The organism is uncultured Bacteroides sp. (assembly GCF_902472605.1).
GTDB lineage: Bacteria > Bacteroidota > Bacteroidia > Bacteroidales > Bacteroidaceae > Phocaeicola.
The window spans coordinates 1-21,555 of sequence record NZ_CABROP010000038.1; the positions used below are offsets into that span (position 1 = coordinate 1).

Consider the following 21,555-nt stretch of genomic DNA (forward strand, 5'->3'; position numbering starts at 1 on the left):
TGCAACTATTAGGTTTATAGTGACAGTCGCTATTGTTGTATATAAAGTTCAATACTTGTAGTTTAACGAATGCTTACGTTTTGTTGATAAACTTGTAATCGATTATTATACCCCGTGGGTTTGAGACTGTCCGCTGAATTGGATGATAGGATTCTATCGTTTTTCAGCCCTTCTAATGAATGATAGGAACGAATACGACAAAGGCTTGTGAGATGCGGTAATATTGCCTCACAAGCCTTTGTTCGTTTTTTAATAACTTATTTATGTTTACTTCTCTTCCTCCATCTTAGCCTTGAAGGCCAAAGCATACATGCGCATCTGTTTTACCATGGCCAGCAGACCGTTGCTACGGGTCGGTGAAAGGTGTTCCTTCAAACCGATTTTGTCGATGAAATAAAGGTCGGCATTCAGAATTTCATCGGGCGTGTGACCTGATACAACCTGAATCAGCAGAGAGATGATACCTTTTACTATCAGGGCGTCACTTTCAGCCTGGAATACCACCTTTCCGTCCACCAAATCAGCTTGCAGCCATACCCGGCTCTGGCAGCCGTCAATCAAGTTCTGTTCTGTTTTGTATTTCGGGTCAAGCGGTTGCTGGTCGTTGCCCAGGTCAATCAGCAGTTGGTATTTGTCCATCCAATCGTCGAAGTCACTGAATTCTTCGATTACTTCGTCCTGGAGTTCATTGATTGTTTTCATTGTGATATGGTTTAATTATTTTTCGTTATAAATCACGCCCATCACCGTTTGTCCTACGGCCTGAAGCGTGGCTTTGTCAATATTTTCAATCGTGTCATCCAGCGTGTGCCAGGTTGGGTTGAAGCCCGTGTCACTCTGCATATCGTAGTGGATGATATCTACACATGGAATCTGTCGGTACTGGTTCACATAAAGGTGGTCATCCGTAATCTGGCCTCCGTCTTCCTTGATGAAATAGTTGCCGTAACCTAAGTGCTCGGCCATCTTCCAGATTTTCTTCATGGCATTGTTCGCTGTCTGCTTGGAGAAGGCTTCGTAGTAGAATGTGGCATTCTTTCCGCCTACCATATCCAGCAAGATGCCGAAGCGCGCCTTGTAGTCAGGCACGTGAGGGATACGGCCCCAATATTGGGAACCTAAGCACCAGGTATCCGGTTTGTAAGTCCCTTTGTAGAAGTCCGGCGTGCCGTAATCTTCCGCATCGAAGAATACGAGGTCGATGCCTACTTGCGGAGCCTGCTGTTGAATCTGTCGAGCAATTTCAAGCAAGACGCCTACTCCGCTGGCCCCATCGTTAGCTCCGTCAATTGCTTTCCGATGATTGGCTTCTTCATCCTGGTCGGCATACGGTCGGCAGTCCCAGTGCGCACAGAGCATCACCCGTTTCTTGTTCTCCGGCTGGTAAGCTCCGATGATGTTGCGTGCTTTCAGAATCGTACCGTCGTAGGCAATCAGGTCGGCCTGCTGGTTATAAACGGTGGCCCCGAATTTTTTTAACTGGGCAGCAAGGTAATCCCCACATTTGCGGTGCGCTTCCGTGTTGGGTACGCGCGGTCCGAAAGCCACTTGTGCCGCTACATATGCGTATGCACTGTCGGCATTGAAAGTCGGGGCCTGCACAATTGTGGCTTCCGTTTCTTCAGTTTGCTGACTGTTTTTCGAACTGCTTCCACAGGAGATGAAAGTTCCTCCCGTTATCAAAGCACTTATAATCAGCATATTTTTTATTGAAATCATAATACCTTCATTTAGTTTGCGCTGCAAAGGTAAGCTTATTTTTGTACACCCCTTGCAGCCGTAAATACGTTTTAAACTTTATTTGTAGGAGCCACTTTCCTGCACTTGCTGCATGACGCGCAGGAAGTTGCCTCCCCAGATCCGCTGAATGTCTTTCTCACTGTAACGTTCGTGCAGCAGCTGGCGGGTGAGATTGATCATCTCCGAAGAATCGTTGCATCCGATGATGCCTCCGTCGCCGTCGAAATCACTGCCGATACCCACATGCTCGATACCCATCACGTTGACCATGTGGTTCAGGTGTTCGATGGCATCCAGAATGTGTGCCGGACGGTCGGTGCGGAGAAATCCACTGTAAAGGCAAACCTGTACCACACCTCCTTTTCGGGCAATGGCGCGGAGTTGGTCGTCGGTCAGGTTACGCGGGTGGTCACAGAGAACCCGGCTGGAAGAATGCGAGCAGACCACCGGTTGGCTGCTGATGTCCAGTGTTTCGTAGAACGTACGTTCCCCACTGTGCGACAAGTCCACCATCATTCCCAATCGGTTCATTTCGCGGATTACTTGTTCACCGAAAGGTGTAACCCCTAAGTTCTCTTCGTTGTGGCGGGCCGAGCCGCAGATGTCGTTGTTCCCATTGTGACAGAGCGTCATGTACACCACCCCTCGTTTGCGGAAATGTTCCACCCGGCTCAGGTCTTTTCCGATGGCATAGCCGTTTTCGATGCCCAGCATAATGGCCTTCTTGCCTTCCCGTTTCAGACGATACAGATCGGCTGGTGTATAAGCGATATCTACTGCCGTACAGTTCTTGGCCACCATTTCTTCAATTTCGTTCAGCAGCTGGTCGGCTTTGGCCGTAGCAGCCAGCAGGGCTTCATCAGTCCGTTCTTTCTGCGCCAGATAAGCCACCATGATGGTGGCATCCTGCCGTCCTTCCGTCATTTTGTGCAGGTCGACTTTGATTTTCGGGTCACGTGTATCAAAGCGAATATGCTGGTCGAAGAACATCGGTGTATCGCAGTGCGTATCCAGAATCAGCAAGCGCTGGTGCAGTTCCTTCGCTTTCCGGAACGAACGGGCTTCGCGGATGAGCCATCCGAAGAGCGGCATCATGCACTTGTCCTGATTCAGGATGAAGCATTCCGGATGCCATTGTACGCCCAGCATGGATTTGTATTCCGTACTTTCGATGGCCTCTATCACTCCGTCGGGAGCCGTGGCCGATACCCGGAATCCCGGGGCCGGTTCTTTCACGGCCTGGTGATGGAACGAATTGACCGCTATTTCCTTCGCATTCATTATACGGGCCAGCAGACTGCCCTCCGCCAGTTCTACCCGGTGTGAGGGAAAGCTCCGTTCCAAATCCTGGCTGTGCTTGATAGACGGTGTATCTTTCTGCGCATAGATGTCTTGATAAAGCGTACCTCCTAAGGCTGCATTGAGCACCTGTATGCCTCGGCAAATACCCAGTATCGGAATCTGTCGGTTGGCGGCCAGGCGTGTCAGCAACAGTTCCTGTCGGTCGCGGTAAGGATTGATGCTGTGTAGTTCACGGATAGGATCCTCGCGCAGGAACAGCGGATTCAGGTCGCCTCCGCCCGTGAGCAGCAGTCCGTCCAAATGTTCCAGTGTGTTGATCAGTAAGTTGACATCCTCATAAGGAGGAATCACTACCGGTACCCCTCCTGCCTGAATGATGGACTGGTAGTAGCCCGGTGCCAGGGTCAGGTTGCCGTCGCTGAAGTTTCCCGTCAGTCCGATAAGTGGAGCTTTTTTATGATTCGGAAAACGGTTGTGAATCTCTTTGTCGAGGGCTTGAATATCGAAAGAAAAATCTGTTTTCATGCGTGCATTCTTTTTTAGCAAGTGACGCAAATATAGAGAGAACTTGTGAATTAATGGCACAATTAGGGAGATAAAGTCGTTATTTTGTTACTCATTGCAGATTGCCCTTCCAGCATGTATAGCATTAATTAGCATCTCAGATAGAAGGTTATTCAAATTATTTTCTCATATTTGTTTAAAATCTAATGATATGGAATTGATTCGAAGCCTTTCTCAAATGGTGAACTGTCTGCGTTCGCGCGGCATACGTCGGAAAGTGGCGGTAGTCTGCCCGAACGATCCGCACACGGAATATGTGATTATCCGAAGCCTGAGGGAGGAAATTGCCGAATATCTCCTGGTGACAGATTCAGCCCACTTGAAAGAAGCGCTCGACTTGCGGGCGGCTTCTCCTGATTTCGTACACATTTACGAGGCGGGTACTCCTGACGAAGCGGCAGCCTTGGCCGTACAGCTGGTACGGATGGGAGAAGCTGAAGTGTTGATGAAAGGGCTTATCAATACGGACAATCTGTTGCGGGCGGTGTTGAAGAAAGGAGAGGGCCTGTTGCCCGAAGGAGGTGTGCTGAGCCATGTCGCGGTGGCGCAGGTACCCTTGTATCATAAACTGTTGTTCTTTTCGGATGCGGCGGTGATTCCACGGCCCACACTGGCACAATTCCGGGCAATGATTTCCTGCGATTTGGATTTGTGTCGCAAGTTGGGGTGTGAGGAGCCCCGGGTAGCCCTTATTCACTGTTCGGAGAAAGTCAACGAGAAGTTTCCCCACACCCTGAGTTATGTGGAACTCAAGAATGAGGCGCAGGAAGGCCGTTTCGGACACGTCTTCATCGATGGACCGATGGATGCCAAGACCGCCTGTGACAAGCACAGTGGGGAGATAAAAGGACTTTCTTCCCCCGTGGTCGGCAATGCGGATATTTTGATTTTTCCTAATATCGAATCGGGCAATACGTTTTATAAAACCTTGTCCCTGTTTGGCGATGCGAACATGGCGGGCATGCTCACCGGTACTACTGCACCGGTAGTGGTGCCTTCACGGAGCGACTCCGGTAATTCCAAATATTACAGTCTGGTACTGGCTTGCCTGGCAGGATGCAAAAAAGAATAAAACCTAACCTTATGAGAATACTTGTCATTAACCCGGGCTCCACTTCCACGAAGCTGGCAGTCTATGAGAATGAGAACCCTGTGTGGCGTGAAAGCATTGCGCATCCGTCTAATGAACTGGCGGACTTTCACCACATCAACGAGCAGTATGAATACCGCCGTGCACATGTGCACGATACGTTGGAGAAGGCCGGTATCCCATTGGTTTTTGATGCCGTGATTGCTCGTGGAGGCTTGTTGAAGCCCACTCCCGGAGGGGTGTATCAAATCAATGAGCGTATCAAGCACGATTTATGGCATGCCAGCATGGAACATGCGTCGAATCTGGCGGCTTGGATTGCCGATGAGATTGCGCATTGTGCCGGTTGTCCGTCGTACTTGGCCGACCCGGTGGTGACGGATGAGTTGCGCGACTTGGCCCGTATTTCCGGTATTCCGGAGCTTCCCCGTATCTCCATTTTTCATGCCCTGAACAGTCGGGCGGTATCCCGGCGGTATGCGGCCCGTATCGGACGGAAATACGAAGAGCTGAACCTGATTGTAGCCCATTTGGGGGGAGGTATCTCGGTCAGCGCCCATCATTACGGGAAGGTGGTCGATGTGAACAATGCCCTGAATGGGGAAGGCCCTTTCAGTCCCGAACGGGCGGGTACCTTGCCGGCCCGACAGTTGGTTGATTTGTGTTTCAGTGGGAAATATACTTACGCGGAAATCCGCAAGCTGATTAACGGTCGGGGAGGCCTGATGGCGCATTTGGGCACTACTGATGTGCAGAGTATTATCCGTTGGGCCCATGCTGGAGCCGAAAAGCACAAACTGGTGCTCGATGCCATGCTTTACACGGTAGCCAAGCAGGTGGGGGCCATGCACATTGCCCTTCATGGACAGACCGATGCCGTGATTTTGACAGGCGGTATTGCCTACAATGACTATTGTATTCAGGGGTTGCGCGAATGGCTGGAAGGCTTGGCGCCCATCGTGGTGATTCCCGGTGAGGACGAGATGGGAGCGCTGGCCATGAATGCCTTAGGTGTGCTGCGTGGAGAACTGACCTTGCAGGAGTATGCGCCGGAAGAAAACGTAGACTTATAATAGAGAATTTGTTGAATGACTGCATGTTATTAGGGAAATGTCAGTCACTTTTCTACGTTTCCCTGTCCGAAAACGTACGTTTCTCGTGGCGAAAACCTATGTTTTCCTATAGGAAAACGTACGTTTCGCATGAGGGAAACGTAAAAAACGTACGGCGTCTGAAGAAACTTTGTCCTTGCGTTTGCACTTTGTGACTTGGATTTGCGATAAAATGGATGTCGCGATTTTGAGACGATAAAATAAAAAAGGGACCCTCGTTTGAGGTATCCCTTTTCCTTATTTAAGTATGTATGATTTTACTGTTCGTATTCCTTTTTCCGTTTCGGATTCATCGGGAACCAACCTTTCAGCACGCGTTCGCGCTGTTCGAAGATTTCCTTGATGGTCCAGAAGGAGGAGAACGAAAAGACTCCCAACAGGGAAGACACGAATATCTGGCTCACCAGGATGGAACCGATGAGGCCCGCGATGCCCAGTACCAGAAAAATCCACCAGCAGCGTGTTCCCCAGTAATATTCCGCTTTGACCACTACCGGATGAAACAGGCCGATGATCAAAAACGTACAGATTCCGATGAGTATGCCTTCCCAATGAAGGCCGTCCAGTCCCTCCATCAATCTTCAATTTCTTTACGGATAGGAATTTCTTTCTTGATGCTTTGTTCCAATGAAATCAGTGTCTCCGTAGCAGTGACTCCCGGAATTTCCTGAATCTTGGAGTTCAGCAAGTCCATCAAATGCTCATTATCGGTGGAATACAGTTTGGTCAGCATGGTATAAGGACCCGTAGTGAAATGGCATTCCACGATTTCGGGAATTTTTTTCAGTTCTGCCACTACGCTTTTATACATGGAACCTTTTTCCAGCTTGATTCCCACATAGGTACAAGTGCTGTAACCCAGGCTCTTCGGATTTACATGGTAGCCTGACCCAATGATTACGCCAAGGTCAATCAGGCGCTGCACACGCTGATGAATGGCTGCACGTGACACACCGCATTCTGCAGCTACATCTTTAAACGGGATTCTGGCATTCTGCGAAATGATTTCCAGAATCTGTTTGTCAAGTTTATCAATTTTTTCCATACTCTAAATGGTTCTTGTTTTATCATATTGTAAGCAAATGTAGAAAAACTTTTTTATCTATACGCTATTTTGAACGAAAAAACGTGATTATTTTAGGGGAAATAACAAATTATCGGTGAATAATGTAAGCAATATGCCCTATTTGCTTATCTTTGTGAGGCTTATTATTTATTAAATTGAAAAACTATGCATCCATTGGAATTGTTTAAGTTTTGTCCGGTGTGCGGTTCTCCTCATTTTGAGGTGCACAATGAAAAGTCCAAGAAATGTGCGGACTGTGGCTTTGTGTATTATTTTAATTCGAGTGCGGCTACGGTGGCTTTTATTCTGAACGGAAAAGGTGAACTGCTGGTTTGCCGTCGTGGAAAAGAACCGGCCAAGGGTACGCTGGATTTGTCGGGTGGCTTTATCGATATGTATGAAACCGGCGAAGAAGGAGTAGCCCGTGAGGTGAAGGAAGAAACGGGACTGGTGGTGACAGAAGCGAAATATCTGTTTTCTTTACCGAATACGTACCTGTACTCAGGTTTTCTGGTACATACGCTCGACCAGTTCTTCTTGTGCAAGGTGGCCGACGACCATCTGGTCAAGGCAATGGATGATGTGGCCGATGCGTGGTGGATGCCGTTGGAGGAAATTCATCCGGAGGACTTCGGATTGGAGTCGGTGCGTAAAGGAGTGGCACGCTTTTTAGAAGCACATCGGAACATAAAATAAGAAATTATGGGTAAGTATAAAAAATATATCTGGACGGCAGGCCTTTGTTGCGCCTTGCCGCTGGCTGTGTCGGGACAGCAGGTAGAACCGCTGACCGGGGCCGACCGTTTGTTCAACGAGGGAAGGGAGCTGTTTCTCCGTCAGGATTACGCCGCTGCCCGACAGACCCTTGTCCGTTATACCCGTCAGGCGGGGGAAAAGGCCTGGGCCGATGAGGTGGATTACATGCTGGCTTGTACGGCGTATGAACTGCGTCTGCCGGGGTGCCGGGAGGTCTTGTCTGATTATTTGGAAGCGCATCCGGAATCGCGTTACCGCAACCGGGTGCAGGCGCTGATTGCCGCCAGTTATTTCTCGGAGGACAAGTACCTGGAAACCATTGCCACGCTGAAAGGATGCGATATTTCCCTCTTGTCGGATGAAGAACGCGATGCCAGTGCCCTGCGCATGGGTACGTCGTATCTGAAAATGGACAAGTGGCAGGATGCTGCCTTCTGGTTTTCGGTGCTGAAGGATTCAAGCAAGGAGTATCGCAACGATGCGGTGTACAACCTGGCGTACATTGATTATGTGCAGCAAAAGTACGATTCTGCCTTGCAGGGATTCCGTGAGGTGCAGGACGACCGGAAGTTTCAGAAACTGGCACCTTATTATATAGCCGATATTTACTTGATTCAGAATAATTATGCTCAGGCCCGCAAGGTGGCAGATGCCTATCTGGCCTTGTATCCGAATGAATTGAATGCAGGGCAGATGAGCCGTATTGCCGGAGAGGCTGCGTACGGGCAGAAAGCGTATGCGGACGCCATCCAGTCGCTGGAACGGTATCGTGAGGCAGAAGAGTTGCCGTCGCGGCTGGCCATGTACAAGCTGGGCATGAGCTATTTCAATACGGGAGTCTATTCCAAGGCCTTGTCTCGCTTGGGAGAGGCTACGGGGGCTCCGGATGCCTTGGCGCAGAATGCCTACCTGCACATGGGATTGGCTGCTTTGCAGTTGAAGGAGCGTAATCAGGCGCGTATGGCGTTTGAACAGGCGTCGCGTATGGACTTCGACCCCAGCATTCAGGAACAGGCGTTGTTCAACTATGCGCTGTGCATTCACGAAACGTCGTATTCTCCGTTTGCCGAATCAGTGATGGTCTTTGAACGTTTCCTGAACGAATACCCGTCGTCGGTCTATGCCGAGAAGGTGAACGACTACCTGGTAGAGGTGTACATGAATACCCGCAGTTATGAGGTGGCTTTGCGGTCCATCGACAAGATTACCCATCCGAGTGCTCGTATCCTGGAGGCCAAGCAGAAACTGTTGTTCCGCATGGGTACGCAGTTGTTTGCACAAGCGGATTATACGGGGGCGCTGGATTATTTTACCCGTTCCTTGCAGCTGGGACAGTACAACCAGAAGACCAAGGCGGATGCGTACTATTGGCGCGGTGAATCGAAATACCGGCTGGCACGTTATCCGGAGGCTGCCAACGACCTGCGGCTTTACCTGGAGTTTGCCACCGACAAGAGTTCACAGGAATACGGACTGGCACTTTACTGTTTAGGATACAGTTTGTTCAAGCAGAAACAATATAACTCCGCACGCGACTGGTTTGTCCGCTGCGTACAGAACGGACGGGCACAGGAACCTTCGGTGACGGGCGATGCCTACAACCGTATCGGTGACTGCTACTTCTACGAACGCCGCTTTGAAGAGGCCCGTCAGCAATATGCACAGGCAGTGGCCATCGCTCCTTCGCTGGGCGACTATTCCTTGTTTCAGGAAGGTATCGTGAAGGGGTTGCAGCGGGATTACGCCGGAAAGATTCAGGCGCTTAACAAGCTGATTACGGATTATCCTTCGTCGGCATATCTGGACGACGCCTTGTATGAACAGGGACGTGCGTTCGTGCAGCTGGAGGACAGTGAGAATGCCATCAAGCGGTATTCGTTGCTGGTACAGCGCTATCCGGAAAGTGAACTGTCCCGTCGGGCCGCCAACGAAATTGGTCTGCTGTATTACCAGAACGACCGTTATGAAGAGGCGATTGCCGCCTACAAGAAGGTGATTACGAACTACCCGGGCAGTTCAGAAGCGCGGTTGGCACAGAGGGATTTGAAATCAATTTATGTAGACTTGAACAAGGTGGACGATTACATGGCGTTTGCTTCCACGATACCCGGTGGGGCCAAGTTCGATGTGAGCGAACGGGATTCGCTGACCTATACGGCGGCCGAACGGGCCTATATGCGCGGCGATATTGCCGGAGCCAAGACCAGCCTGACCCGTTATTTGCAGTCGTTCCCGCAGGGAGCCTTTAGCGTGGATGCCGCGTATTATCTGGGCTTGATTGACTACAACCAGAAAGATTATGCGTCGGCTGCTTCTCGCTTGGAAGAGGTGCTCCGCTATTCAGGCAGCAAATATGAAGGGGAGGCGCTGGCACTTTGTGCTGAGATGGCTTACAACCAGAAAGAATATGCCAAGGCGCTGAACCTGTACAAGCGTCTGGCCGATCGCTCTTCGGTACAGGAAGACCGCTTGCAGGCAGAACTGGGGGCTTTGCGAAGTGCCCATGCGCTGGGTGACCGGGCTGAGATCGTGACCACGGCTTCGGCCTTGCTCAAGCAGACCAAGTTGACGCCGGAGGTGCGGAACGAAGCGTTGTATTTCCGGGCTAAGGCTTTGCAGGCAGAAGGACAGAAACAGCAAGCGCTGGCCGATTTCATGGAACTGGCCAAGGATACCCGTACCGTGTATGGGGCAGAGGCCAAGTACCTGGTGGCACAGATTTATTTCGACGAGGGAGAAACGGCCAAGGCCGAGAAGGAAGTGCTTGACTACATCGAAGTCAGCACCCCACATGCTTACTGGCTGGCGAGAAGTTTTGTCCTCCTGTCGGATGTGTATGTAAAACTGGGCCGCAAGATGGAGGCCAAGCAGTACCTGCTGTCCTTGCAACAGAATTATCAGGCGGACGATGATATCGCCGGAATGATTGAAAGCCGTTTGGCCAAACTTAAAAGTGTAAAGTAAGATGAAATACATAAGTACGATATTGATTTGCGCCGGTTTGTGGCCTGTATCCACAATCTGCGCGCAGAAGGGAGCGGAAAAAGATTCCACCTTGAACCGGACGGTGGTGGTGGAGAATCAGTACAATCCTGAAGTGATGGATGCGTTCAAGGTGAACGTCATGCCCGAAGTGGAGGAGCCTGCCGCTCCGAAACAGGCCATCCAGTATGCTACAGACCGGCATCCGTTAGGAGCCTGGAAGGCAACGCCGATGGAGGCTATGTCGAGAGAATGGGCACAGAAGGGAGCCGACCGCGGTTATGTCCGTCTGGCGTATGGCAACCTGAATAATGTGGACTTGAAGGGAAGCTATCTGTGGGATATATCTTCCAAGGACCAATTGGGAGTGATGGCGTCCTTGTATGGGCGGAACGGAGAGATTCCGCATTTCCTGAGCCCAGATGACTGGAAATCCCGTTTCTACCGGACGGATGTGTCATTGGATTACCGGCACGACTTCCGAAGTGTAGCGTTGAAACTGGGAGGCGCTTTTGCTTCGCAGGTATTCAACTACATGCCTTCTTTGCAGGAAGACGAACGGATAGAGTATTTTCCTACTACGCAGCGTTATACGCTCGGAGAAGGTTATGTGGGAGTGGTATCCCGCGACAAGGATTTGCCCATTCAGTTTGGTTTGCAGACGGGCCTGCGGAGTTTCAGTACCCGTTACGATACCTATTACATGCGGCACGGTTCGGAAAACATATTCCACACCCAAGGATTCATGCTGGGAAATATCAACGACGAGCAGCAGGTGGGCATCGGACTGGAGATGGACAACCTGATTCACGATGTATCGCAGCAGGACTATACGCTGGTGCAGTTGAACCCGTATTATAGCCTTCAGAATGAAGCCTTGAGGTTACGTCTGGGCGCACATGTGGATTTCCAGACGGCCAATGGCAGCGGACTGAAAGCAGCTCCCGATGTAAAATTGGAGTATACTTTTGCCGATTCGTATGTGGTGTATGTGAACCTCCTGGGAGGCAGTCGCCTGAATGACTTCCGTCGGCTGAATGATTTCTCTCCTTACTGGGTGGTGGCACAGCAGATGAAAACTTCCTATACACCGCTGGATGCCAAACTGGGACTGAAAGCTTCTCCGGTGACAGGCTTGGGCTTCGAGCTTTATGGAGGCTATCGCATCACCAAGAATGAACTGTTCGCCGTGCCGGGTGGATTTGCAACGGACAAGCAGAATGTGTTCTATACAGGAATCTGGCAGGATAAAGGAAAAGTGGGTTACGGAGGTGCTTCCGTGAGCTATGCTTATCGTGACTGGGTAGATTTCTCGTTGGGAGGAACCTATTATAACTGGACCGTGACAGAAGGCAACGAAGGCCTGTTACAGTTCAAACCGCAGGTGAAGGTGGATTTCGGTATCCGTGCGAAAGTAGTCAAGGACTGCCATGCCCTGCTGAGTTATAATTATGAACGCCGTCAGAAGATGGGTGAACTGGGTCGTGTCAACGATGTGAATAACCTGTCAGTGGGAGCGGAATATGAATTGTTGAATCGTTTCAACGTGTTTGCCCGCCTGAACAACCTGCTCAACAAGACGTATGCCACAGAAGCAGGCTATCCGGTGGAGGGCTTTCATTTCATGGCGGGTATCAGCTGCCGTTTCTAAGTTTATTCTGCGTGGCGGCAGTGCTGTACCAGTGCGCCGTCACGGAAGAAGAAACGGTTTTCCGAGCCGCAGGGAAGGGTAGGAGCTGGGATGCCGTCGTGCAGGGATACTTGCGCATGTTCGATGAAGGCTTCATCCCATAGTCCTTGTTCCAGGAAAGACTGAAGCGTCTGGCTTCCTCCTTCTACTAATAATGTCTGAATTTTCCGCTCATAGAGTACCTGCATGATTTGCGGGAGGATATTCTGGCCGAAATCCAGTGTCACGTACGTGAGGTTCTGGGTATCGGCCTTTTCTTTTTCTGTAAAGACGAGGGTAGGGGTACTTCCGTCGAAGAGGTGCAGATGAGGCGGCAGAGTCAGCTGTCGGTCGATGACCAGTCGGAGCGGGTTTTGTCCGTACCATTCGCGTACCGTCAGCGACGGATTGTCGAGCAAGGCGGTACGTCGTCCCACCAGGATGGCCTTCTGTTCCGCCCGCATTTTGTGTACGGCCAAGATAGACAACGGGGTAGAAAGACGTACGGGAGCTCCTTCGTCGCGTCGGATGTCGATGAAGCCGTCGGCCGACTGGGCCCATTTCAGGGTGATGTAGGGACGCTTCTTCACGTTGAATGTGATAAAGGCGCGGATTAGTTCCCGGCACTCTTTTTCCAAGACCCCTACCGTGACTTCGATGCCGGCATCCCGCAGTTTTTGGATACCTCTTCCGGCTACTAAAGAGAACGGGTCGACACAACCCACTACCACCCGGGGTATACCTTTCCGGATGATGAGGTCGGCGCAGGGAGGAGTCTTGCCATAGTGGGAACACGGTTCCAGACTGACATAAATGGTAGCCTCTTTGAGCAGGCTTTCATCCTTTACCGAGGCAATGGCATTCACTTCGGCATGTCCGTGGCCGCAGCACACATGATACCCTTCACCGATGATTTTTCCGTCACGTACAATCACCGCTCCCACCATCGGGTTGGGGGCTGTGTGGCAAATGCCGTTTCTGGCCAGCTGTATGCAGCGCCGCATATATTTTTCATCTATCGTCATAATCTTCGTTTTTTATCGTTACTTTTGCAATCATGCATCCGGTTTATCTACATATCAAAAAAGAATTGAGTTCCTTTTACGGAGAAGGGGAGGCATCGGCCATGGCGAAATGGATTTCGTCGGACATCCTGCATCTTTCCACAATGGAACTTTATACAGGCAAAGATATGAATTTTTCCACGAAAGCGTGGAAGGAGGTGGAGGATATTCTTGGCCGTCTGAAGCAGCGGGAACCTCTTCAGTATATTCTGCAGGAAGCACCTTTCTGCGGCTTGTCTTTTCATGTGGAAAAAGGCGTGCTCATTCCGCGTCCTGAGACCGAGGAACTGGTGGAATGGATGGTGTCTGATTATCAGAAAGCCGGGAAGGTACGTATTCTCGACATCGGAACGGGAAGTGGCTGCATTCCGGTGACCCTGGCAGAAAAGCTGCCGGAGGCGGAGGTGGCTTCGTGTGACGTGTCGGCTGAGGCCCTGAAGGTGGCAGCCGTTAATGTAAAGCGGTATGGCGACAAAGTGACCTTGTTTCAGGCTGACATCCTGCAAGATGAATTGCTCGATTGCCAAGTAGACGTGCTGGTGAGCAATCCGCCTTATATTACCGACAGCGAGCGGAAGGATATGGAGGCGAATGTGCTCGACTGGGAACCGGAGCTGGCATTGTTTGTACCCGATACGGACCCGTTGCGTTTTTACCGGCGGATTGCCCAAAAAGGACTCGACTGGCTGACGGAAGGCGGAGCATTGTATTTTGAAATTAACCGGGCCTACGGGGCAGAAACCGTGCGGATGCTGGAAGCGTGTGGGTATCGCGACATTGTGTTGCGGAAAGATTTGTCGGGAAACGACCGGATGATAAAAGCGGTGAGACCATGAGAGAATTAAGTGAAGCAGAGATAAAAAGCAAGGCTGAGGCCTATTGTTCGGCAGTGGAACGCTGTCCGTCGGAAGTGGAGGAAAAAATTCGTAAATGGGGGGCTTCGGAGGAGGTTACGGCCCAGATAATGGCCCATCTGCATCGGGAACGTTACTTGGATGCGGCCCGTTTCTGCCGTTTCTATGTGCGCGACAAGTATCGTTTCAATCAGTGGGGGCGTATGAAGATTGCCCAAATGCTCCGCATGAAAGGTTTGTCGGATGGAGACATACAGAGCGGCTTGGAAGAAATCGATACCGAAGAGTACGACGGCATTTTGAAAAAGCTCTTGAAGCAGAAGATGAAAAGCATCAAGGCCGCCAACGACTATGAACGGAGCATGAAGTTGATTCGTTTTGCCATGGGGCGGGGCTTTACGCTGGAAGAGATACGACGTTACGTCAACCAACTGGACCCGGATGAGGATTTTGACTGACATACGCGATTTCTTCTTTCCCAGGTTGTGCATGGCCTGCGGAAAAAAGTTGCTGGTTTCGGAGCAAGTGCTTTGTTGTGACTGCTTGTCGCAGCTGCCTTTCACCCATCTGGGGAATACACCCGGCAATGAAATGGAAAAGATTTTTTGGGGACGTTTCCCCATTGTGCGGGCTTCTTCTTTGTTGTGGTACTCCCGTGGAGGAAAAGTGGCACATATTCTGGCAGGCATGAAATACTATGGGCGTCAGCAGGTGTGCCGGCACATGGGAGAGGTACTGGCTCTCGAACTACAGTCTTCCGGATTCTTTGCAGGCGTGGATTATCTGTTGCCGGTACCTTTGCATCCGGACCGTCTGCGTACCCGAGGGTACAACCAAAGTCTGTTGCTGGCGGAGGGCATTTCCCGGGTAACCGGTATTCCAGTGTGTGATGGCATCCTTCGGCGGATGCGTAACAACCAGACACAGACTCATAAATCGGCCTGGGAACGTCAGGAAAACGCCTCCCATCTGTTTCAGCTGGCTGGCGACACCCGCTTGCTGGAAGGAAAACACGTGATGCTGGTGGATGACGTATTGACAACTGGTGCCACACTCACCTCTTGTGCGGAGGTTTTGTCAGAAATACAAGAAATTCATCTCAGTATTGTTACATTGGCGTGGACGAAATAGCACATTCTGACACCTTTTAAAAATTTTAATACCCTTAAATTTTCTATTCCCGATGTATTTCCATAATTTTGCAAAAACATTTATCAGAGAATTAAAAAAGTTATGAAAGCTTTGGAAAGATTATTTGCAGAAAAGTTGCTGAAGGTGAAGGCTGTGAAGATTCAGCCGGCTAACCCGTTTACTTGGGCTTCAGGTTGGAAATCACCGATTTATTGTGACAATCGTAAGACCTTGTCATATCCTGCACTTCGTAACTTCGTTAAGTTGGAGATTTGTCGTGTTATTTTGGAAAAATTCGGTGAAGTTGACGCCATTGCCGGGGTTGCTACGGGTGCTATCGCACAGGGTGCCTTGGTGGCAGAGGAGTTGAACTTGCCGTTTGTATATGTTCGTTCAAGCCCGAAAGATCATGGCTTGGAAAATTTGATTGAAGGCGAGTTGCGTCCGGGCATGAAAGTAGTCGTAGTAGAAGACCTGATTTCAACCGGTGGAAGCAGCTTGAAGGCAGTCGATGCCATCCGTCGTGACGGTTGCGAAGTAATCGGTATGGTAGCTTCCTTCACTTACGGTTTCGATGTATCGGTAGAAGCATTCAAGAAAGCAAAAGTAGAACTGGTTACTTTGACCAACTACAATGCCGTGCTGGATGCTGCCTTGAAAACTGATTACATCAATGAAGAAGACATCCCCGTGCTGCAGGCATGGAGAGAAGATCCTTCTCACTGGACTGGAAAATAAAAGATTCTGTAATTAGGAAAGCAGTCTCGGATTGTAAATAGGAGATGTCATCCTGAGCGAGTCCACTCTGCTCAAGATGACATTTTTTTTGCGATGCCGCGAACGGTTTTCCTCGAAGATTAAAAACAACATGGCTGTACAATTTGAAAGTAATGTGAAGCATGTTCCTTATAGTCAGGAACGAGTGTATAACAAACTGTCCGATCTGAACAACCTGGAAGGGGTTCGGGAGCGTCTGAATGAGGTGAAGGACAAGCTGGACGGAAAGCTGGAAGACATGTCGTTCGACCGTGATTCCATCACCCTGAAGGTGCAGGGCATCAACCTCACATTGCGCATCATTGAGCGTGAACCCCTGAAGTGCATCAAGTTTGAAGGTGACAAATCGCCTATACCTTTGAACCTGTGGATTCAGATTCTTCCTGTAACCGAGGGAGAGGCCAAAATGAAAGTCACCATCCGTGCTGAAGTGAATATGTTTATGAAGGCCATGGTGTCAAAACCGTTGCAGGAAGGGGTAGAGAAACTGGCAGACATGCTGGCCATGCTTCCTTATTAAATGAAACGACCGGAACATCTCCGGTGAATAAAAATTGTGATTATGGCTCAAAAACTTTGGGAGAAAAATGTACAGGTAAATGCGGAGATTGACCGCTTTACCGTGGGACGTGACCGTGAAATGGACATGTATCTGGCAAAGTATGACGTATTGGGCTCGATGGCACACATCACGATGCTGGAAAGTATCGGACTGCTGACGGCCGACGAGCTGAAGATTTTGCTGGAAGAACTGAAAAAAATATATGCTTCCGTAGAACGCGGAGAATTTGTCATCGAAGACGGTGTGGAAGACGTACACTCACAGGTGGAACTGATGCTGACACGTCGTCTGGGAGATGTGGGAAAGAAAATACACAGCGGCCGTTCGCGCAACGACCAGGTGCTGGTGGACCTGAAGCTGTTCATTCGCGCCCAGTTGAAGTCGGTGGCAGAGGCAGTGGAACGTCTGTTCCATGTACTGATTTCCCAGAGTAACCGCTATAAAGACGTGCTGATGCCGGGTTACACCCATTTGCAGATTGCCATGCCTTCTTCTTTCGGCTTGTGGTTTGGTGCCTACGCCGAGAGTCTGGTAGACGACATGGTGTTCCTGCAGGCTGCTTATAAGGTGTGCAACCGTAACCCGCTGGGTTCTGCGGCAGGTTATGGTTCTTCTTTCCCCTTGGATCGGGAGATGACCACCCGTTTGCTGGGATTTGATTCCATGAACTACAATGTGGTGTATGCCCAGATGGGACGTGGTAAAGTGGAACGCAACGTATCGTTTGCGTTAGCTTCCATCGCCGGTACCTTGTCGAAGATGGCCTTTGATGCCTGTATGTTCAGCTGTCAGAACTTCGGATTCGTGAAACTGCCCGATGAATGTACCACCGGTTCCAGTATCATGCCTCACAAGAAAAATCCGGATGTGTTCGAACTGACCCGTGCCAAATGCAACAAGATTCAGGCACTTCCGCAGCAGATTATGATGATTATGAACAACCTGCCTTCCGGCTATTTCCGTGACCTTCAGATTATCAAGGAAGTGTTCCTTCCGGCATTTGAGGAACTGGAAGACTGTTTGCAGATGGCTACCTACATCATGGACAAGATTAAAATCAACGAGCATATTCTGGACGACGACAAGTACCTGTATATGTTCAGTGTGGAAGAGGTGAACCGCCTGGCAGCCGAAGGCATGCCGTTCCGTGACGCCTACAAGAAAGTGGGTTTGGACATCGAAGCCGGTAAGTTTACCCATGAAAAGACCGTGCATCACACCCATGCCGGAAGCATCGGCAACTTGTGTAACGACAAGATTGAGGAGTTGATGCAGCAGGCCGTGAGTGGATTCAACTTTGACAAAGTGGAAGCGGCTGAAAAAGCCCTTTTAGGCCGATAAACGCATAAAAATTAAGAAGAAAACGGGTGAAATGTTTGGAGCGTATTGCAAAACTCCCTACATTTGCACCCGTAAACGCGGAAATAGCTCAGTTGGTAGAGCATAACCTTGCCAAGGTTAGGGTCGCGAGTTCGAGTCTCGTTTTCCGCTCTTTCTTTGAAAGGATGCTCGAATGGTGGAATCGGTAGACACGAGGGACTTAAAATCCCTTGGCCAGTAATGGCTGTGCGGGTTCAAGTCCCGCTTCGAGTACGATATTAAGCTCTGTGAATCAATGATTTACGGAGCTTTTTCTTTATGCGCTTGACACTGTACTTTTATCTTAATTATATTCAGTTTATGTGTTTCTGAGGCTCTAAGTTAAACCGAAAGTTAAACCAAGAGTTAAACCAAAATTGATTATGAATGCTACAGTTAATGTGTTGTGTTACAAGTCAAAAACTCTAAGTAATGGCGAACACCCTTTGATGATTCGTGTGTGTAAAGATGGCAAAAAGAAATATGTGAGCCTTGGTGTCTCTGTAAAGTCTCAATATTGGGACTTTGAGAAGAATAGACCTAAAAGAAATTGTCCTAACAAGGAACAGATAAATACTCTGATAAAAGAACAGGAACAGAAATATTCAGAGCAAATTCTTGATTTTTCTTCTAGAAATAAGAGCTATACGTTAACTACATTAGTTGAAACAGTTGATTCGTCTGTTAAAGCGAAAACAGTTAATGGTTTGTTTATTGAATATATTGAACAGTTGAAAAAAGAAAATAGGATAGGGTATGCTCTTTCTGTTCGTCAAGTTTATTCTTCTCTGGTGAAATTCAATGGTCATTTAGATATTTATTTTCAAGAAATTGATGTGAACTGGTTGAAAAACTATGAGTTCTGGTTGCGTGGTCAGAAACTTGCAGAGAATACGATAGGCATACGTTTAAGAACATTACGTGTTGTTTACAATTTGGCTGTTACAGAAGGATTGGTAAAATCAGATAATTATCCTTTCAGAAAATATAAAGTTTCACGATTACACACAATAACGGCTAAACGTGCTATTACGAAAGAACAAGTAAAGCAAATAATGTCTTATAATACTGATTCGTCCTGCTTCTATAAGAAACTGGCTGTTGATATGTTTGCTTTTTCTTATTTGATGGGAGGAATAAATTTCACAGATATGTCTTTATTAACCAATGACAATATAGACAACGATAGGTTGATTTATATACGTCAGAAAACAAAAAAGACAATTATTCTACCCTTGTCTGAACAAGCGAGAGAGATAATAGATAAATATCGTGATTCCAAAAGGAAATATTTGTTTCCTATTCTTGATAATAAGAGTCGCACTGCAACTCAGGTGAAAGACCGTATTTATGATGTGCTTGCTAATGTCAATCATCATTTGAATGAAATTGGTAAATCATTAGGGCTGAAATTGAAAATAACAACTTATGTTGCCAGACATTCGTATGCTACGGTACTTAAGCGTGCAGGAGTTTCTACGGCTATTATCAGTGAATCCTTGGGGCATAGCTCTGAGAAGGTAACTCAAATTTATTTGGATAGCTTTGATAACGAGCAAGTGGATGAAGCTATGAAGAACCTGCTATAACCCTAAATAATCCTGTTCTATAATTGCCATAGGCAGGATTATTCAGTATTTTTGCAAAAACAACTGTAATATGGACTATATAGAAATACCGATGTCCGCTTTCCTCATAATCGAGCCATTGACAAAGGAATGTTATGGGATAGACCGTCACACAATCTCCGAACATATATGCGATTCTGTTGATGCACGTACTTTAAAGGATGACCCAAGAATTTCCCAATATTGCAATGAAGACAATACGGTGGATTTGTTCTCATACGCAATGAACACGATTGAAAAAATTATAATACCCGTAGCCGATGAATGCGATATGGAAGAGTTCAGCCAATTCTATGAGGGCCACCCTGTGGATGATAATATTTCAAGAATAGTCCTGCAATTCATGTACATATTGACAATGAACAGACGGAAAGACCATCTTACAAACTCCAAGGAAGCGGAAAACGGCTATTGGGAATACGTCAGATATATACGCCCCGAAATGCTACGGTTATACATCGCCCTGCAAAAGAACCATCTGCGCAGCCAATGCAAAATCACAATAGGTAGCGACAAACCTGTAATTATTGACAAGCAAGCACCGTGGGCGCAGATAGCATTGGAGAACTATCTGAACAAATTTCTTGGTGTGGACAGTCTGAAAGATGCAGAACGGGAACTGATGACCATTTACGGAAAGAAAACAGGCGCACCTCTGGATAAAGAAGAAACCCGTTATATGTGGGGAACATACCAACTGTTACAAACAATACCCGCAATGAAGTCCAAAAAAGAAAAATCGGTGACTAATGAACAGAGCAGGTTTATAACCGACTACCTAATACTTAACAAGATGCTTGATTTAGACGAAGCGGACAGCAACAACATACGTGTACGGCTGAAACACTTCCTAAAAGACTATGACACTCTTAAGGAACTGTTGGACGAACAGGACTACAGGACATCGCCCAATAATCCCGATACCAAATACGGACGATATTTTTAAATTGTTCAATATCAGATAAATATAAAGCACCTTTCCTATTGCGGCAAGGTGCTTTTTTATTGTGGTAAAAAACTACTCTTTTCTAACTATAATTATTTACCAACCCATCTGAACAGAATTTTGGAAATTTGCCCCGTAATCAAAAACGACAAGGCGCCAAAGTCAGAGATTGCCCCGATTGCTCACGGGAGGTTGAGCAAAGAGTTTACTAACCATCAAAAAAGGAAGAAGATGGAAAAAGTAAATAAGGTGGCGACCTCTAACGCAACAGAGATTATGAAAGCAGTCAATGGTACTGCGAGTGCAGAAACCCTTTTGGTTGGCTTCATGGAAGAACCAATCTCCGAAGGAGATTTTGAGGATTCGGAATCCACTGAGTTAGGTAGTTTTAGTTTTGAACTTTAAACAAAGAATGAATTATGGAAAAGAATAACGATTTAGGATTATCGCTTATGGCAGAAAACGATTACGGTTTTGATTTCAGTTTTCCGGCTGAACAATCACCAATGCCCTATGACAATAAGGGAGCATGTGACGAGTTGAGTAAGGATATGAAAAGATGTGATGTCTTATCCCTGCGCTTCTACAAGGACAAGAATACCAACCATGCGTGTGTACAGGTGGAATCAAAAAATGTCGCCCCGTACAAGCTACAATTGAATCCTGCCTTATTTGCGGGACTGATGCAGTACATTGAGAATGGCAAACCATTTGAGTGTGACCCCGTACCAATGGACGTAATCAAAACGGACGATGAAACCTACAAAACCGACATGCTGAGGTTATTCGTCAATGCAAACAAGACGATTCAATGGACACCATTATTCCGGGAACGTAACGGAAAGTTGAGTGGTACACACATAGCCAAATATGGCAAGGTGTTCTTTTATGTGGAATGCACAGAAGAATTGCTTGATTGGCTTCGTGAAAGGAAACAGGCTATCTAAAGATGA

General features: G+C 48.2%; 21 protein-coding genes and 2 tRNA genes. 17 read left to right on the forward strand and 6 right to left on the reverse strand.

Translation table 11 applies throughout. The features are described from left to right. Positions 1–267: 267 nt before the first annotated feature. The 3 genes from RDP42_RS09500 to RDP42_RS09510 form a co-directional block, all read right to left on the reverse strand. Complete coding sequence (locus RDP42_RS09500) at positions 268–702, reverse strand: SufE family protein (protein ID WP_303913948.1); 435 nt, start codon at positions 700–702, stop codon at positions 268–270. A gap of 15 nt (positions 703–717) precedes the next feature. Then, positions 718–1,716: a M28 family peptidase gene (locus RDP42_RS09505; protein ID WP_308763509.1), complete on the reverse strand. Its 999-nt coding sequence runs from the start codon at positions 1,714–1,716 to the stop codon at positions 718–720. Positions 1,717–1,797: 81 nt separating this feature from the next. Next, a complete protein-coding gene (locus RDP42_RS09510; protein WP_308763485.1) occupies positions 1,798–3,567 on the reverse strand; it encodes a gamma-glutamyl-gamma-aminobutyrate hydrolase family protein in 1,770 nt (589 codons plus the stop codon). Positions 3,568–3,757: 190 nt separating this feature from the next. Here RDP42_RS09510 and RDP42_RS09515 point away from each other — a divergent pair, with 190 nt between their 5' ends. Both RDP42_RS09515 and buk read left to right on the forward strand, forming a co-directional pair. After that, positions 3,758–4,678: a phosphate acyltransferase gene (locus RDP42_RS09515; RefSeq protein WP_308763486.1), complete on the forward strand. Its 921-nt coding sequence runs from the start codon at positions 3,758–3,760 to the stop codon at positions 4,676–4,678. An 11-nt stretch (positions 4,679–4,689) separates the two neighbouring features. Next, on the forward strand, positions 4,690–5,769 hold the full coding sequence (gene buk, locus RDP42_RS09520) for a butyrate kinase (RefSeq protein ID WP_308763487.1): 1,080 nt from the start codon (positions 4,690–4,692) through the stop codon (positions 5,767–5,769). Positions 5,770–6,065: 296 nt separating this feature from the next. On the opposite strand, the gene RDP42_RS09525 is transcribed toward buk, so the two are convergent. Continuing rightward, complete coding sequence (locus RDP42_RS09525) at positions 6,066–6,383, reverse strand: DUF4491 family protein (protein WP_303913959.1); 318 nt, start codon at positions 6,381–6,383, stop codon at positions 6,066–6,068. Next, the gene (locus RDP42_RS09530; RefSeq protein ID WP_148330419.1) at positions 6,383–6,853 is read right to left on the reverse strand and encodes an Lrp/AsnC family transcriptional regulator; all 471 of its coding nucleotides are present in this window, start codon (positions 6,851–6,853) and stop codon (positions 6,383–6,385) included. Before RDP42_RS09530 ends, RDP42_RS09525 begins: the two co-directional genes overlap by 1 nt. Positions 6,854–7,039: 186 nt before the next feature. Between RDP42_RS09530 and RDP42_RS09535 the strand changes: the two genes are divergently transcribed. Genes RDP42_RS09535 through RDP42_RS09545 form a run of 3 tightly spaced genes read left to right on the forward strand, consistent with a single transcriptional unit; the run spans position 7,040 to position 12,263 of the window. Beyond that, positions 7,040–7,570: an NUDIX domain-containing protein gene (locus tag RDP42_RS09535; RefSeq protein ID WP_204476185.1), complete on the forward strand. Its 531-nt coding sequence runs from the start codon at positions 7,040–7,042 to the stop codon at positions 7,568–7,570. Positions 7,571–7,576: 6 nt separating this feature from the next. Then, the gene (locus tag RDP42_RS09540) at positions 7,577–10,594 is read left to right on the forward strand and encodes a tetratricopeptide repeat protein (RefSeq protein WP_308763488.1); all 3,018 of its coding nucleotides are present in this window, start codon (positions 7,577–7,579) and stop codon (positions 10,592–10,594) included. Position 10,595: 1 nt separating this feature from the next. Next, the gene (locus RDP42_RS09545) at positions 10,596–12,263 is read left to right on the forward strand and encodes a TonB-dependent receptor (protein WP_308763489.1); all 1,668 of its coding nucleotides are present in this window, start codon (positions 10,596–10,598) and stop codon (positions 12,261–12,263) included. Positions 12,264–12,265: 2 nt separating this feature from the next. On the opposite strand, the gene ribD is transcribed toward RDP42_RS09545, so the two are convergent. Beyond that, on the reverse strand, positions 12,266–13,306 hold the full coding sequence (ribD, locus tag RDP42_RS09550; protein WP_308763490.1) for a bifunctional diaminohydroxyphosphoribosylaminopyrimidine deaminase/5-amino-6-(5-phosphoribosylamino)uracil reductase RibD: 1,041 nt from the start codon (positions 13,304–13,306) through the stop codon (positions 12,266–12,268). Between the two features lie 32 nt (positions 13,307–13,338). Here ribD and prmC point away from each other — a divergent pair, with 32 nt between their 5' ends. The 12 genes from prmC (at position 13,339) to RDP42_RS09610 (ending at position 21,549) form a co-directional block, all read left to right on the forward strand. Further along, positions 13,339–14,181 carry a peptide chain release factor N(5)-glutamine methyltransferase gene (gene prmC / locus RDP42_RS09555; RefSeq protein WP_308763491.1) on the forward strand — a complete coding sequence of 281 codons (843 nt, stop codon included), beginning with the start codon at positions 13,339–13,341 and terminating at the stop codon, positions 14,179–14,181. Then, on the forward strand, positions 14,178–14,657 hold the full coding sequence (locus tag RDP42_RS09560; RefSeq protein ID WP_308763492.1) for a regulatory protein RecX: 480 nt from the start codon (positions 14,178–14,180) through the stop codon (positions 14,655–14,657). The genes prmC and RDP42_RS09560 overlap by 4 nt, the downstream gene beginning before the upstream one ends. A gap of 31 nt (positions 14,658–14,688) precedes the next feature. Further along, complete coding sequence (locus tag RDP42_RS09565) at positions 14,689–15,330, forward strand: phosphoribosyltransferase family protein (protein ID WP_308763493.1); 642 nt, start codon at positions 14,689–14,691, stop codon at positions 15,328–15,330. Positions 15,331–15,432: 102 nt separating this feature from the next. Continuing rightward, positions 15,433–16,068: an orotate phosphoribosyltransferase gene (gene pyrE / locus RDP42_RS09570; RefSeq protein ID WP_022355171.1), complete on the forward strand. Its 636-nt coding sequence runs from the start codon at positions 15,433–15,435 to the stop codon at positions 16,066–16,068. A gap of 130 nt (positions 16,069–16,198) precedes the next feature. Next, positions 16,199–16,627 (forward strand): SRPBCC family protein, encoded by a 429-nt coding sequence (locus tag RDP42_RS09575; RefSeq protein WP_303913979.1) that lies wholly within the window; start codon positions 16,199–16,201, stop codon positions 16,625–16,627. A 42-nt stretch (positions 16,628–16,669) separates the two neighbouring features. Next, positions 16,670–18,010, forward strand: a complete 1,341-nt coding sequence (argH, locus tag RDP42_RS09580) for an argininosuccinate lyase (RefSeq protein ID WP_308763494.1) — start codon at positions 16,670–16,672, stop codon at positions 18,008–18,010. A gap of 77 nt (positions 18,011–18,087) precedes the next feature. Beyond that, positions 18,088–18,160, forward strand: a tRNA-Gly gene (locus tag RDP42_RS09585). A 16-nt stretch (positions 18,161–18,176) separates the two neighbouring features. After that, positions 18,177–18,262: transfer RNA gene (locus tag RDP42_RS09590), tRNA-Leu, on the forward strand. 149 nt (positions 18,263–18,411) lie between these two features. After that, positions 18,412–19,617 (forward strand): site-specific integrase, encoded by a 1,206-nt coding sequence (locus RDP42_RS09595; RefSeq protein WP_308763495.1) that lies wholly within the window; start codon positions 18,412–18,414, stop codon positions 19,615–19,617. A gap of 70 nt (positions 19,618–19,687) precedes the next feature. Further along, positions 19,688–20,602: a hypothetical protein gene (locus tag RDP42_RS09600; RefSeq protein WP_308763496.1), complete on the forward strand. Its 915-nt coding sequence runs from the start codon at positions 19,688–19,690 to the stop codon at positions 20,600–20,602. Positions 20,603–20,833: 231 nt separating this feature from the next. Beyond that, the gene (locus RDP42_RS09605) at positions 20,834–21,007 is read left to right on the forward strand and encodes a hypothetical protein (protein ID WP_308763497.1); all 174 of its coding nucleotides are present in this window, start codon (positions 20,834–20,836) and stop codon (positions 21,005–21,007) included. Between the two features lie 14 nt (positions 21,008–21,021). Further along, a complete protein-coding gene (locus tag RDP42_RS09610; protein ID WP_308763498.1) occupies positions 21,022–21,549 on the forward strand; it encodes a hypothetical protein in 528 nt (175 codons plus the stop codon). Positions 21,550–21,555 lie beyond the last annotated feature (6 nt).

What these genes read in the sequence shown, in the direction of transcription:
- buk (WP_308763487.1), top strand. Translation starts at nt 4,690, where the DNA reads ATGAGAATACTTGTCATTAACCCGGGCTCCACTTCCACGAAGCTGGCA.
- RDP42_RS09500 (WP_303913948.1), bottom strand. Translation starts at nt 702, where the DNA reads ATGAAAACAATCAATGAACTCCAGGACGAAGTAATCGAAGAATTCAGT.
- RDP42_RS09595 (WP_308763495.1), top strand. Translation starts at nt 18,412, where the DNA reads ATGAATGCTACAGTTAATGTGTTGTGTTACAAGTCAAAAACTCTAAGT.
- argH (WP_308763494.1), top strand. Translation starts at nt 16,670, where the DNA reads ATGGCTCAAAAACTTTGGGAGAAAAATGTACAGGTAAATGCGGAGATT.
- RDP42_RS09565 (WP_308763493.1), top strand. Translation starts at nt 14,689, where the DNA reads ATGGCCTGCGGAAAAAAGTTGCTGGTTTCGGAGCAAGTGCTTTGTTGT.
- prmC (WP_308763491.1), top strand. Translation starts at nt 13,339, where the DNA reads ATGCATCCGGTTTATCTACATATCAAAAAAGAATTGAGTTCCTTTTAC.
- RDP42_RS09540 (WP_308763488.1), top strand. Translation starts at nt 7,577, where the DNA reads ATGGGTAAGTATAAAAAATATATCTGGACGGCAGGCCTTTGTTGCGCC.
- RDP42_RS09545 (WP_308763489.1), top strand. Translation starts at nt 10,596, where the DNA reads ATGAAATACATAAGTACGATATTGATTTGCGCCGGTTTGTGGCCTGTA.
- RDP42_RS09610 (WP_308763498.1), top strand. Translation starts at nt 21,022, where the DNA reads ATGGAAAAGAATAACGATTTAGGATTATCGCTTATGGCAGAAAACGAT.
- RDP42_RS09600 (WP_308763496.1), top strand. Translation starts at nt 19,688, where the DNA reads ATGGACTATATAGAAATACCGATGTCCGCTTTCCTCATAATCGAGCCA.
- RDP42_RS09605 (WP_308763497.1), top strand. Translation starts at nt 20,834, where the DNA reads ATGGAAAAAGTAAATAAGGTGGCGACCTCTAACGCAACAGAGATTATG.
- RDP42_RS09515 (WP_308763486.1), top strand. Translation starts at nt 3,758, where the DNA reads ATGGAATTGATTCGAAGCCTTTCTCAAATGGTGAACTGTCTGCGTTCG.
- RDP42_RS09560 (WP_308763492.1), top strand. Translation starts at nt 14,178, where the DNA reads ATGAGAGAATTAAGTGAAGCAGAGATAAAAAGCAAGGCTGAGGCCTAT.
- RDP42_RS09525 (WP_303913959.1), bottom strand. Translation starts at nt 6,383, where the DNA reads ATGGAGGGACTGGACGGCCTTCATTGGGAAGGCATACTCATCGGAATC.
- RDP42_RS09510 (WP_308763485.1), bottom strand. Translation starts at nt 3,567, where the DNA reads ATGAAAACAGATTTTTCTTTCGATATTCAAGCCCTCGACAAAGAGATT.
- RDP42_RS09535 (WP_204476185.1), top strand. Translation starts at nt 7,040, where the DNA reads ATGCATCCATTGGAATTGTTTAAGTTTTGTCCGGTGTGCGGTTCTCCT.
- pyrE (WP_022355171.1), top strand. Translation starts at nt 15,433, where the DNA reads ATGAAAGCTTTGGAAAGATTATTTGCAGAAAAGTTGCTGAAGGTGAAG.
- ribD (WP_308763490.1), bottom strand. Translation starts at nt 13,306, where the DNA reads ATGACGATAGATGAAAAATATATGCGGCGCTGCATACAGCTGGCCAGA.
- RDP42_RS09530 (WP_148330419.1), bottom strand. Translation starts at nt 6,853, where the DNA reads ATGGAAAAAATTGATAAACTTGACAAACAGATTCTGGAAATCATTTCG.
- RDP42_RS09575 (WP_303913979.1), top strand. Translation starts at nt 16,199, where the DNA reads ATGGCTGTACAATTTGAAAGTAATGTGAAGCATGTTCCTTATAGTCAG.